This is a genomic window from Rothia santali, assembly GCF_024199905.1.
GTDB lineage: Bacteria > Actinomycetota > Actinomycetes > Actinomycetales > Micrococcaceae > Rothia > Rothia santali.
Genome location: NZ_JANAFB010000003.1, coordinates 22,074 through 34,494 on the forward strand (window position 1 = coordinate 22,074; position 12,421 = coordinate 34,494).

General features: G+C 63.6%; 13 protein-coding genes. 7 read left to right on the plus strand and 6 right to left on the minus strand.

Going from position 1 to position 12,421, the window contains the following annotated elements; all coding sequences use genetic code 11:
- Positions 1–705 precede the first annotated feature (705 nt).
- The 3 genes from NBM05_RS01865 (at position 706) to NBM05_RS01875 (ending at position 4,762) form a co-directional block, all read left to right on the plus strand.
- Positions 706–1,191 carry a hypothetical protein gene (locus NBM05_RS01865; protein ID WP_254164720.1) on the plus strand — a complete coding sequence of 162 codons (486 nt, stop codon included), beginning with the start codon at positions 706–708 and terminating at the stop codon, positions 1,189–1,191.
- An 86-nt stretch (positions 1,192–1,277) separates the two neighbouring features.
- Positions 1,278–3,977: a UvrD-helicase domain-containing protein gene (locus NBM05_RS01870; protein ID WP_254164722.1), complete on the plus strand. Its 2,700-nt coding sequence runs from the start codon at positions 1,278–1,280 to the stop codon at positions 3,975–3,977.
- Between the two features lie 362 nt (positions 3,978–4,339).
- Complete coding sequence (locus tag NBM05_RS01875) at positions 4,340–4,762, plus strand: hypothetical protein (RefSeq protein ID WP_254164724.1); 423 nt, start codon at positions 4,340–4,342, stop codon at positions 4,760–4,762.
- Positions 4,763–4,960: 198 nt separating this feature from the next.
- Here NBM05_RS01875 and NBM05_RS01880 read toward each other — a convergent pair whose 3' ends face one another.
- Positions 4,961–5,143 carry a hypothetical protein gene (locus NBM05_RS01880; RefSeq protein ID WP_254164726.1) on the minus strand — a complete coding sequence of 61 codons (183 nt, stop codon included), beginning with the start codon at positions 5,141–5,143 and terminating at the stop codon, positions 4,961–4,963.
- Positions 5,144–5,155: 12 nt separating this feature from the next.
- Positions 5,156–5,887 (minus strand): hypothetical protein, encoded by a 732-nt coding sequence (locus NBM05_RS01885; RefSeq protein WP_254164728.1) that lies wholly within the window; start codon positions 5,885–5,887, stop codon positions 5,156–5,158.
- Between the two features lie 1,124 nt (positions 5,888–7,011).
- Between NBM05_RS01885 and NBM05_RS01890 the strand changes: the two genes are divergently transcribed.
- The gene (locus tag NBM05_RS01890; protein WP_254164730.1) at positions 7,012–7,461 is read left to right on the plus strand and encodes a hypothetical protein; all 450 of its coding nucleotides are present in this window, start codon (positions 7,012–7,014) and stop codon (positions 7,459–7,461) included.
- A 100-nt stretch (positions 7,462–7,561) separates the two neighbouring features.
- On the opposite strand, the gene NBM05_RS01895 is transcribed toward NBM05_RS01890, so the two are convergent.
- From NBM05_RS01895 to NBM05_RS01905, 3 genes are all read right to left on the minus strand, one after another.
- A complete protein-coding gene (locus NBM05_RS01895) occupies positions 7,562–8,377 on the minus strand; it encodes a metallophosphoesterase (protein ID WP_254164732.1) in 816 nt (271 codons plus the stop codon).
- Positions 8,378–8,525: 148 nt separating this feature from the next.
- Positions 8,526–9,104 carry a hypothetical protein gene (locus tag NBM05_RS01900; RefSeq protein ID WP_254164734.1) on the minus strand — a complete coding sequence of 193 codons (579 nt, stop codon included), beginning with the start codon at positions 9,102–9,104 and terminating at the stop codon, positions 8,526–8,528.
- Positions 9,105–9,279: 175 nt separating this feature from the next.
- Positions 9,280–10,086 (minus strand): hypothetical protein, encoded by an 807-nt coding sequence (locus NBM05_RS01905; RefSeq protein ID WP_254164736.1) that lies wholly within the window; start codon positions 10,084–10,086, stop codon positions 9,280–9,282.
- A gap of 148 nt (positions 10,087–10,234) precedes the next feature.
- Between NBM05_RS01905 and NBM05_RS01910 the strand changes: the two genes are divergently transcribed.
- The 3 genes from NBM05_RS01910 (at position 10,235) to NBM05_RS01920 (ending at position 12,048) form a co-directional block, all read left to right on the plus strand.
- Positions 10,235–10,501, plus strand: coding sequence for a helix-turn-helix domain-containing protein (locus NBM05_RS01910; RefSeq protein WP_254164738.1), 267 nt, complete (start codon positions 10,235–10,237; stop codon positions 10,499–10,501).
- A gap of 133 nt (positions 10,502–10,634) precedes the next feature.
- Complete coding sequence (locus NBM05_RS01915) at positions 10,635–10,937, plus strand: type II toxin-antitoxin system RelE/ParE family toxin (protein ID WP_254164740.1); 303 nt, start codon at positions 10,635–10,637, stop codon at positions 10,935–10,937.
- Positions 10,938–10,950: 13 nt separating this feature from the next.
- Positions 10,951–12,048: a HigA family addiction module antitoxin gene (locus tag NBM05_RS01920; RefSeq protein WP_254164742.1), complete on the plus strand. Its 1,098-nt coding sequence runs from the start codon at positions 10,951–10,953 to the stop codon at positions 12,046–12,048.
- On the opposite strand, the gene NBM05_RS01925 is transcribed toward NBM05_RS01920, so the two are convergent.
- Positions 12,038–12,316 carry a hypothetical protein gene (locus NBM05_RS01925; protein ID WP_254164744.1) on the minus strand — a complete coding sequence of 93 codons (279 nt, stop codon included), beginning with the start codon at positions 12,314–12,316 and terminating at the stop codon, positions 12,038–12,040. The two genes, NBM05_RS01920 and NBM05_RS01925, sit on opposite strands and share 11 nt — an antisense overlap.
- Positions 12,317–12,421 lie beyond the last annotated feature (105 nt).

The following is a 12,421-nucleotide window of genomic DNA, read 5'->3' on the forward strand; positions in this document are numbered from 1 at the left end:
CGGGGATCGGCTTGTGGCGTTCCCTGCGAGATGCTCTGCGCGACGACTTTCCCATCCATCAATCATCCCGCAGGCATGACACGGAGTTCCGCGTCTCACAAAGTGTGTCTCGTACAGAAACTTTGCGAGACCGAGTTCTGAGACCCGACCTCCGGTGAAGATCCGGTAGGCAAGTCTCGTCTCATCAAGGTGAACGATCCAAGACTGCTCCTCGGTCAGCCCGGCGGCCATGGCGGGACTGGGCTGATCTCGCCGGTGACGACGGACCGAGGCGTGGTCCACTCCGCGGCGCTTATGCTCCTCGATGATGAGAGTCGATTGGCGGATTGTGGATATTCCGACGCGCGGACAGAGTCACGCATAGTCCCGAAGGCACCGCGAAATAGTTTCGCGATGTTACGCGACGCTCTCCCCATCAAGCGTTTCTCGCGGGAGCTGATCATTGACCTCACCGCATAATATCGGGGTCCATGCTTGGTTGCCCGTCGCCTGCGTCATGAATTCCTCGTGCAACAAGAATTCGAAATAATCAACGAATGTAGCACTATCGACCATCAAAGGTCGCATATCACCGATCTTTATTGCATCTAAAGACGTACCTCTCGACGTAAATGCGCCGCATCAACGTCTATATATGATCTGGTGGAGCCGGAGGCCATTGCAGAAGTCGACAGAACCATAAGGCCCATGACGAGGAGGCATGATATGAGCACCGACCCGGTCCTCGAAGACACGACGGACGCCAAGCCGTACGCGGCCAAGAGAACCCTCTGGTGGGAAGTGGTGATCAAGACGCTCATGATCATCGGCATGATCTCGTGGCTTGTCGGGCTGGATGACCCCGGGCAGTCTCTGAGGACCGTTGCCGGCTGGACCATGGTCGCCAAGCTGCTGACCCCCATCTTCGTGGTCGCGTTCTTCTGGCACGTCATCGATATCAGATCGCGCGAGCTGCAGGGCCTGCCGGCCCGCCAGGGAGCGATCCTGCGGTCCCAGTGGCGGTGGCGGTGGGTCTCGGTGGTGCTGCTGGCCGGTCTGAGCGCCATGTGGGCCGTGTTCTTCATCTTCAATCGCGAAGCCCCGCAGATCGCGGCCGCTGTGCTGACCGCGCTGGCGGGTGTTTTCACGGCGGCGGAGCTGTGGCGGTTGCGCCACCACCAGGTGCCGGACGAGCTGGTGCGTCAGGGATGAGGCGCGGCACGGCTTCGGGACACGCGTAGCCGGCAGCCGGAGGTCCTTCGCAGGCAGTATCCACCGATGATCATCAGGAGCGAGAAGTGAGAGAATGGCGTCCCTCGCGCTGGGCGCGGTTGTTCGGCGCGGCCGACGGCTGGGCCCTGCGCGTCGACGGGCCCTACGTCGAGATCGACCGGGGCGCGGAGGCCCAGCGGCACCACGCGTTCGTCGTGCGCGACCGGAGCACCGACAAGCGCCTGTTCTGGTACGCCGTGGTGTTGCCCATCGTTTCCGGGCCGATCCGTCTGAACGGGCTCAGCGGCCCGGCCCGGCGGTCGCTGGAGCAGGGACTGCAGGCCTCGCTGGACGAGTACGACCGGCTGAAAGGCATCGTCGAGCGCTTCAACGCCAGCAGCGCCCTGATCTCGGCCTGGTGGACCCGAGTGCAGGCAGACCGGCTCGAGATGGCCGAGCGCTGGCTGCCGCGCGAGGTGCTCCGAGGCTGGCAACAAGACCGGCCGGATCCCGACCCGTCGTTCCTGGACGTCTACCGCGAGACCCATCTGGCGGAGTTCCTCCGACAGCAGCCGCAGGAAGTGCACGCGGCGCTCCTCGCCTGGCAGCACGAGGACCTCGAAGCGAGCACCGCCAGGCGCAACCAGGCATTCCTGGCCGCCGAGCGCAACCGGCTGGCCGAGTTCTTCGACACGATCGAGAAGTCCCCGCTGACCGAGGAGCAGATCGAATCAGTCATCTGCTTCGACAACCGGGTCCGGGTGATCGCCTCCGCGGGGTCCGGCAAGACCTCCACGATGGTCGCCCGGGCGGCCTACACGCTGCGCCGCGAGTTGGCTCCCCCGGGCGGGATCCTCATGCTGGCCTTCAACAAGAAGGCCGCCGAGGAACTGGCAGAACGCCTGGTCGGCCGCCTGGGCGGACAGGGCGAGGGGGTCTCCTCGCACACCTTCCACTCCTTCGGGATGCGCGTGATCGGCGAGGCGACCGGACGCAAGCCGTCGGTCGCCGATGACATCACGAAGGACAGCGGCCTGAAGCGGGTGGAGCGCATCGTGGACGAGCTGCGCGAGCACAACGGCGGCTTCCGCCGGGACTGGGACCTGTTCCGCCTCGTCTTCGGCCGCGACCTCCCGGAGCTCGGGGCGGACGAGATCCCCGAGGACTGGGACCACGAGGCCAAGCGGTCCGGCTTCCGGACGCTCAACGGCGAGGTGGTCAGGAGCCAGGAGGAGCGGATGATCGCTGACTGGCTGTTCTACCACGGCGTCGCGTACCAGTACGAGCGCCCCTACGCCTACGACACCGCCGATGCCCAGCACGGCCAGTACCGCCCGGACTTCTACTACCCGGACATCGACGCCTACCACGAGCACTGGGCCATCGGTTCGGACGGGCGGCCCCCGGCGTCGTTCCGCGGTTATGCCGAGGGCATGGCGTGGAAACGTCAGATCCATCGAGGCCGCGGCACGACGCTGTTGGAGACCACCTCCGCCGGCGTCCGCGACGGATCGGCCTTCGAAGAGCTGGCCCACGGGCTGAGCACCCGCGGGATCGTCTTGGACGAGAACCCCTACCGGAAGAGCGTCGGCGAGGAACCTATGGAGGACCGCGACCTGATCAATCTGGTCCGGACCTTCATGGTCCACGCCAAGAGCAACCGGCTCGAGAGCTCGGTACTGGACGCCCGGGCCCGGACCACGTCCGGACTCCCCCTGCGCGCCCGCCTGTTCCTGCGCATCCACGGCCGCATCGCCCAGCAATGGCAGGACGGACTGCAGCGCGAGGGACTGATCGACTTCGAGGACATGCTCAACCAGGCCAGCGACCTCATCGAGGCCGGTCGCTGGCAGAGCCCGTTCGAGGTCGTCATGGTCGACGAGATGCAGGACAGCAGCAGCGCGAGAGCGCGCCTGGTCCAGGCTCTGGTGTCCAGGCCGCACACCTACCTCTACGCCGTCGGCGACGACTGGCAGTCGGTGAACCGGTTCGCCGGCGCGGACCTGTCCGTGATAACCGGCTTCGACCAGTGGTTCGGCGAAGGCCCCACCGTCTGGCTGCGGCGCACCTTCCGCTCCCCGCAGTCGATCTGCGACGTCGCCAGCTCCTTCGTGTCGAAGAACCCGGACCAGATCGCCAAGACGGTCGTCTCAGACCGGCCGGAGGAGCCCCCGACGCTTAGAGCCGTCGCGGTGGAGGCGAAAAGCGGCTACGGTCCGCTGGTGCACTCATACCTGGACGAGCTCGACCGCTCCCAGGCCCAGCGGGGCCAAGGCGGGGCCACGGTGCTGATCCTGGGCCGTTACCGCAAGACACTCGAGGACTTCGAGGCCGAGAAGGCCCACGGCTGGGAGCATCTCGAGATCGAGCTCAGCACCGTCCACTCCGCCAAGGGCAAGGAGGCCGACTACGTCGTCATCGCCGACCTGAACAAGGGCGGGTTCCCCAGCACCATCCAGGACGACCCGTTGCTGGAGCTGGCGATGCCGCGGGGCGAGGACTACCCCAGCGCCGAGGAGCGCCGGTTGTTCTACGTCGCGCTGACTCGCGCCCGCCGCGCGGTGCTGATGCTGACCGTGGCCCGCCGGGAGTCCCCGTTCCTGCTGGAATTGATCGACCGGAAGCAGGTGTCCCTGGAGAACGTGCGCGGAGAGATCGACAATCCAGTGATGTGCCCGACCTGCGGAGTCAATCGGATGCTCGTGCGCAAGGGACCGAAAGGGGACTTCTACGGCTGCAGTGCTTTCCCCGGATGCCGGGGCACGAAGAGCCTTTCAAAAAAATGAGCAGGTGCGCGCAGAGTTCGCGCCGTGGCGCGTGAGGGAGAGTCAGGAGTTGTCCGCGTGATGATGACCGAGATACGAAACCTTGCCCTGCAGCGAGCCGGTTGCCCAGATATGACGAAGAGACGGACCGTGCCGGCGTTCCCTTGCCCGGCACCGTGCCCGTGGCGAGTGGCCGAGACCGCCGGACGTCTACGAGACGCATGTCGGCCCGTACCCTTTACAGGCCGTCCGTGCGATGAAGGGAACGTGCAGGCTGCTATCCGATCTCGGCGTGGAACGGATGTCGGCGGATGGCTGGAGCGACCCGTCATGATGACCAGGCGAGATCAGCGGCAGCCAAGCCCGGCGGGGCGAATAGTCCGATGAGCGACCTCGTCCCGGCCTGCCTCTCCCCCGGCGACGCCGCGGCCTACGGCCGGTGGCTCGGCGGCGGCCAGGAGCCGGTCCCCTGGAGCTGGGAGGACGACGGGTCCCTGGCCTGCCTGCTGGCCCCCGCCCCGTGGTCGTTCTGGATCGGGGTCGGGGCCGTCACGGACGGCATGCTGCGCCCGGTCCTGGTCTTCAAGAACCCGGTGCCGGTCATGGACGACCGGCTGCTCGGTGATGAGCCGCCCCGGCGCATCGACGAGCAGCTGCGGCGCAGGCTGGAGCACCGGCTGCGCGTGCACAACCCGGGCCTGCAGGGCGCACTGGAGCGACTGAGGGCGGAGCCGGTGGGCCGTCTCATCGAACGCTCCGGTGCACTTGACGGGACCGGAGAGGTAAGTGGAGAATCCTGGCGCTGAGACATGCTCCAGCGCAGGTTCGGAGGTAAGACAAAGTCTGGTTGACAAAAACAAAGAGAAGGACACACGGACTGCCGCCCTAGTCGACACGCACACTTTAGAACGGATCTTTACCGCCCGCTATTTCCCACTCAGTGCAACGACCCGCCGTGGAATCAAGGACATCCACCCGATTCCACGACGGATCGTCGCGGCGCATCAATCTTTCAGTGAATTAGATTCACTGTCGCCCTGATGCGCGTACTGCTTGTTTTTCGTCGACGGACGAACAAGAAATTTTCGCAGCAGGTATATCACTATAAAGAAAGATGCGAGGAAAAGAAGAACCAGTGGTCCAAATCCTAAAATCGCCTGACCAAAAGTCGGTTCAATTGGACTCATTTTGATCAGATCCTATCGCCATCCGCAGGACACAACCCCCGGGCCGTTTGTGACTAACTGGAGGTTAGCACTCCTCGTGCTGTGATTCCAACCGAACAGGGACCGCTCCACGGTAACCGTGGTTTGGAAGTACCCCTGTCCACCTCCGAGGCGGTGAGTCGTATTACTGAAAGAGATATTAGCGCCGGGCTCCCGGGACACCACGACCTGAGGCGTGGCGGAGTAGGTTGCCAAGACACGACCCGAACCGGTCTGATAGTCCCCCGACAGGCGAATCTTGGTGATATTGATCCCGGCGAAGTTGAAATCCTGATCGCACCTGGAGGTCACGTTGTAGGTGGCGGCCGCGGCTTGAACAGCGAGCCCTGGAGCCGACGCGCCACCTTCCGCCCCTGCACCTTCAACACCGCAGTCGATGTGATCCACCGTTACACCACTATTCGGGTCCTGGGCGGCCGCAATGACACCCTCTCCGTTGATGATTTCGTTGAGTTTGCCCCTCTGTTCCTCAGAAAGGTTCAAATACGCCTCATAGGATTCACGGGCACCCTCCTCGCCACTTTCGGCCGCTACCTTGACATTTTCCCCCAACTTGTCCACCGCCGACTCGTCGACGGCTTCGTTCGACGCAGAAGACGCCCCCGACGAGGTTTCAAATGCACTAGCCGGGGCCAACGCCCCGAAAGAGGTAATGCCGGCAAGACCGATGATGATTGCAGTCCGGCCCACAGAGGACTTAAGCATAGATTACGCCTCATATTCTTCAATTATGCGAATGGTTGACAAGATAAACACAACCATATCCCCGCGCCACCCGTCAAAGACCGAGAGCCGCCGAACCGCGGCATGGACGTTACGTGATATTAAAATTTGATCGTAGTGAGTTTTATTACTGCGCTCTCAATCTTTGCGGTGTATTGGCCGCCTCCGGAGGTACTCATGGAGTGAGACTCAAGTAGTAGTGCTCGCCTAAATTGCCCACCTAAGTACCCCGTTCGCCGCCGTGCGATGCGGACTATGTGACTGGTGAGCGTGCATCCTCTTGCGAAAAGTGTCTCCATCGCGTGCTGGCAGGGTGATGCCATCACTCGATGGCGGCGCATCCAAGACAATGCGATTATGTCGCATTTGATTTATCCGTACATGATGCATTAGACACCCAGAACGCATAATGCCGGCGGAACACCTATGAAATCGCGGGAGGGCTGTGCTGAGATCTCCGACCGACCTCGAACCCGTGTGCTACTCAGCAGCGTCAGCAAGAATTCCGCCCGTCACCGTGGAAGCGGCCCATCAATCTCTAGGCAGCCAGATCACAGCATTTTGCCGTTCCGCCTGGGCGGCATGCCCCATGTGCCTTCGGCGCAGGGGTACCAGCAGGCGGGATACCGCCCCGCGGGCGCTTTCTCAATACATGAACAATGCCTTGGTTCTGGCTTCTGCGGAAGAGACGCCACCAAGCGATACTCACCATCAGCGGTCGACCGTCTATCAGATCATTCTCCCGGCCGCCGCCTTCGCCGATGTACCACGACCGCCGCATCGGCGGAGAGGACCGCGATGACGGTTTCAAGCATCAACGATGGCGCGTGCGCTCAGGCGGTCTAAGGGCCACGAGCAAGCACTTGATGCGCTTGGGCCAGCCGATGACAGTAGTGGCGGCTTGGCGACGCGGTGCGCGAATGTATCTCACGACGCTTGCGCCAGGAAGAGTGCCAGACGGCGCGTTGTCATCGACCGGCATGACGAGGATCGTTGCAGGAGCGGCGGATCGTAGGCTCATTTCGAATAATCTGGCCTGCGGGTCTTTAAAATTGATTTTCGCCGACACATACTGGTATGGGGGACATTGTGAAAGGCGGCTGCCAGTGAACAAATCGAGGAACGTTTCGACCAGGTGGAACCTGCCATCGCTCGTGCTGCGTCCGCTGGTCGTTCTGAATGCCGGGCTGCTCGCGCTGATGCTGGGCCTGCTCATTTGGGGCACGGTGGATGGCTGGATCTTCGAGGCGTCTGGCACCGGCGCTGGACGGCGCATGCGGCTGGAGCAGGTGAGCCTCGTTGCCGTCTTCCTTTCCGTCGGCATCGTCTGGGCGATGGGGCGGCCCGGCGCTGCTCGGACCCGACGGGCGGCCAAGCGGTCCGCCTGGTGGGACCGCGTGCACTCAGCCATCCGCCTGGCCGCATCGAACGGCGACGGGGGTAGGAAGTCGATTGGCCTGCACTTGCTGGAGCAGCTGATCGAGGATCCCGACGGGACGATGCAGGACCGCCGGATGCTGCGCGAGGTTACGGTCACCCTCAAGGCGCAGGGCTAGCACGCCTTGGAACTGACCATGTGCTTCCTCTCCTACCAGCGGCCCAGGCACGGGCCTGTATGATCCACGCTTTGACCAGTGCCCCCGAGCGCTTTCGTGTTCATCCCGGCTTTTCCTCACCCGAACCGCACGCGAAGGACGCGTATCTTCCGTCGGCGACGGCGTAGCGCAACACGTTCACCTGGCCCGTGCTCTCGACGTCACCGTCGATGTAGTAGTGGCTCTGGCCATCGTGGAACACCCCGTGAGAGCCGTCGGCGTGCATCTCGGACGTGCGGACGTGGCCGGCGACCACCGTCTTGACGAAGGGGCCGAAGGTTGGCGGGTACTTCTCCGTCAGCACGTGATCGGGCGTCGCCGCGCGCCAGAGGTCTCCTGCCTCTTCGTCGACCCCGGCGTGGACGTAGATCTGCTCGGGCGTCTCGTAGAGGCGAGGCAGGCCGCGCAACCAGGAGATCAACGCGGCGTGCTTCCCCCGCACGGCCCTTTTGAGGTTGCCGTTCGTCGTGGGCCCGTCGAGGGCGGAGGCGTCGCTGCCTGGATCTTCGTCCCCGAAGGCCCGCGCCTGCTCGGGCGGGCCGAGGAAGGACTTCACGGTGACCAGGTCCGCGTCCGACATGATCCAGCCGAGGTCCTCGTCGTCGCCGTCCAGCCACTCGAGGAGCCACTCCTCGTGGTTGCCGAGCAAGGCCGTCACTCTCTCGGGGAATTCCAGCTGAAGCCGCCGGACGATCTCGAGCACCTCGGCGCTGGCCGGCCCGCGGTCGACGTAGTCGCCGAGCAGGACGAGTCGCGCACCGGGGTCGCCTTCGAGGTCGACGAGGTCGAGGGCTGCCCGTAACGCGTCGGGGTAGCCATGGATGTCGGAGACCGCGTAGATGCGCTCCGCCTTGGAGTCGTGCTCTCGTTCGACCATCAACGCTCTAACTGTTCCCCCATGGTCACGCTCTCCCCCGCGCGCCTCCAACATACGGACAAGATTCCGCGGCATGGGATCATGGACCGCCGCTTGCCCTGGCCACGCGGAGCGAGGCCCGTCGGCAGTAATCGTGACCCGTCGGTCACTACCCCAGCGGGCCGGTCTGCTTTACGGTGTCCGAACGCCACCACACAGGACCATCGTTCCACGGCTCCATGCCGGCCCGACGGCAGGCGGTCTGGAGCTTGTCCAAGCCCGCGTTTCGCTCAGGACCATCGTCCAGACGACCGCCCCCGTCGAGACTGAGAGGTTCGGGCAGGGTGAGGACGAGCAAGGTGTCCTCGTGCAGCTGCAAGACATGGGCCAGCTCGTCGAGGATCCTTCCCATCAACTTCTGGCCGCGGTACCGCTCTTCCAGAGTGATCCGATCGACCAGCAGCACATCGTCGAGACGATCGCTCGCTGCGAGAATCTGCCGGGCGGCAGCACCCAGGGCCTCGGCGTGCGCACTGATGCTGTCGGCGGCGTCCCACACCTCCTCGGGATCGAGGGATCCGACGCCACGCCCGAGCCATCCGGTGAGATTGCCGATCTCGGCGGACCCGGCGTCGTCGTAGGACATGATGCTCGCATCGAGGCACCGCAGGACGCCGTAGGGGTCCGAGTGACCTTCCAAGAGCGTGGCCTCGATGCCGATGTTGGGTTCATCCTGGATAGCGGGCATAGCAACTTGTCCTTTTGCGAACGCGATATCCCATCTAATCCCAGTCCCGGGCCAGATCGTCGAGTTCGGCGTCGGTGAGATCCAGTACGACCCCCAGGGGCTCCTCCCCCTCGCCTCCCGAGATAAGAACGGCGCATGACGTCATGATGACTCCTTTCGACTGCGTTGAGCAGGATCAGTATTCCGGCGGGGCCCACTCACCGGTCACACTTAGCTCGGCGGCGGTGTCGCCGGTGACGATGATCGACGCCCCGTCCTGTCCGCCTTGGGTGCCGGCGACGACGGCGATGTCGACATTGGCGAAATTTCGGATGATATCGGAGTCGGCGCTGTTCATTTTCGAAGGCTTCTGTGAGTACGGGAAGCCCAAGCTGGTGATGTCGTCCTCAGCGTTTTCACTGCATTCGTCAACGAACGTGGCGTGCGAGAAATCTTTGGTCATGTAGTCCATGCCATTTTCGAGCTCAGCGTCACTTGGCACTTCATCAACGACTTCATCTTCTTCGATCTCGACATCTGTTATCGCCTCGTGCAGATTTGCCTGCGGGGTCTCGTCCTGGTGCCTCCGCGGCGCTGAAAGGGCATCCTCGCCCCCGTCGGTATAGGCGATGTCGACGTCGAGGCGGCAGATTCCGGTCTCGAAGGCCTTCGCGCTAAGAGTGTAGTGATCGATGGCTACGCTGCCATCCTCGGGGATCGTTGCCTTGAGCTCATCGGAAAGCTGCACCACGACCTCGCCCTCACTTGCGACGAACGGTTCCTGGTCATCGTCGTCATCCACGCGGGCCTGATCGAACTGGTAGACACTCTCCGTTGGGGTCTGCTCAGTGGCCTGGCTGTCCTGCTCGCTGGCCGGAGCGGTTTCGTCGCCGCCTCCGTCACCGCAACCGGAAAGCAACAGGGCGATCCCGGCCAGAGCCGCGGTGGGTGCGAGGATCCGGGAGCGTGCGGTGGTCGGGGGCTGGGTCAGTTCCGTGGTCAAGGGTGCTCCTGTCTGCATCGGTTGTTCGATCACGCTTCCGGCTCTTGGGATCGTCCGGTGAGAGCGAGTCGGCGTCCTCTCTCGACCCTAAACGAATAGGCGCTTTTAAGTTACTGTGCAAAGAAGGTTACTCCACGAGTGTGGAGGCATGCCTGCTCCCGTACCCGATCTGCGCGCCTTAGGGGTCGAGATCGCACGCCTACGGCGGGAGCGGGGGATGTCGATCGACCGGCTCGCTGAGGCTTCTGAGGTGCATCGGAAGTCGATCATCCAGATCGAGGCCGGGCGTGTTGCCGCGAGGATCTCCACGCTGCACGGCATCGCCCACGCCCTCGGCGTCCCCTTGACGGAACTGGTCGCGCCGGTGTGTGCCCGGCACCCGAAGACGGCGCAGAAGCCTACGCCGATCATCTGAAGCAGCCTCGGTGAGGCGCTGGTCAGCACGCAACCACCCAGGCGTACGTGTGTCTGGTCAGCGACTTTGGCTCATCCTCGGGCATAATTTCTGTGATGACAGCGTTATACTGTAACGAGATCGGTGACACTGATTGCGCGTAGACTACAAGGACAAGAAGCTCGCGAAACTGTGCACCGACGAGCGCGAGATACAGAAGAAGCGGCCGGATCTCAAGAAGAAGCTTCGACTGCGGATCAAGGCGCTCGAAAATTCAGACACACTCGGAGACCTGCCGGACGACGACCCTGGAGGTGCATGGCATGACCTCAAAGGCAAGCGCGCCGGGACATGGGCCGGCGAGCTCAGCGGCAACTGGCGGCTCCTCGTGGAGCCGATGCCCAACGCGCTAAACGCAGTCGACGTGACCGTCGTTGTCATCGAGGACTACCACTGAGGAAGGAGGGACCATGACCGCCACCAACTACGCCGTCGCTCCCGGGGAGTACCTGGAGGAGTGGATTGACGATCACGGCCTGTCCCAGCAGCGCGTTGCCGAACTCCTCGGAAGCAGCCGCAAGCAGGTCAATGAGATCGTCAACGGGCGCGCCCCGATCACGAGCGATACCGCCATGCGCCTCGAGCGTGTCGTCGGAATCCCCGCCAGAACATGGCTGAAGTACGAGGCGCTCTACCGCGCGGACCTCGCCCGCATCGCCGACGAAGAGGTCTTGGCCGATCACGCGGGGGAGATCGCGCCATCGGCTGTCACCTACCTGCGCGACATCGGCGCAACCAAGGCAACCAGGCGCAGCCCCGGCAAGCTCGTGTCCGACTTCCTCGCGTTCCACCGGTGCGGGACTTGGGAGGCCTACGTCCACCTCCACGAAGAAGCTTCCAGCGGCGACTACGCGCTTGCCGCTCTGAAGGACTCCGGCACGGCTCTCGACCAGACCCTGCTCACAACCTGGCTGCGTGCTGCCGAGTTGGAAGAGCCCTTCGAGCGCGGCCGCGGCTACGACTACGACCCCGAGCGGCTCCGCGCTGCTCTGCCCAAACTCCGTGCCCGCGCCGCAACGCCCGACACGACGATGCTGCGCGACATCGCGAACATCCTCGCCGACGCCGGCGTTGTCTTCATGGTCGTGGAGCCGCCCAAGAAGCTCCCGCTGCTCGGCATGACGCGCTGGATCGACAAGAAAGTGCCGGTGATCCAGCAGACCGGCCGCTGGGGCAAGGACGGTTTCGTCATTTGGACCCTCTTCCACGAAATTGGCCACGTCCTCAACGACCCCCGCGGCGAGATGCACGTGGAGTACCGCACGGAGAAAAAGCGAAACTCCGCAGCCGAGAAGGGTGCGAACAAGTTCGCCATGGATCTGCTCTTCGGCGACGCCGGCATCACACAGTTCCGCGGCCTGTCCTACGACCGAGAGATCGCTGACAAGGCCCGCGAGATCGGTGTCGCACCTGGCGTCGCCGTCCACCAGATGCACCGTCGCAGATTACTAAACTACAAGTTCGGCAACCGGCTCTGCGTGGATCTAGCAGGGACGTTCACCGAGTAGGGAAGGACGAGAGTTGGTCTCGCAGGTCGGCCAGCTTCACGAAGTACCGGCGGGCCGCGATTGCCAGCAGCGTCGCGTCGGTCTCGGCAAACCCGGTCTCGCGGTCGCCGTCGTGCGTTTCAATGACATGGAGCGCATAGTTCCTAACCTCGCGGAACATGTGCGCCTGCGTGACGATCTCCTTTATCGTCGCGCTCCCCGGGGACGGCTTGAGCTCACGGAGCTTCTGCTCGGTGAGACGGGTGCCCTCGGCGACGTCGCAGGCCATCCTCCGCCTTCTTCGTCAGCGACGTCGTCGGGCCCGGGACGGCGCGCGCGAGACTAAACCACGCTGCTTCGGACGCTGCCGCTAACAGGCTCGATGAGGCCAGGT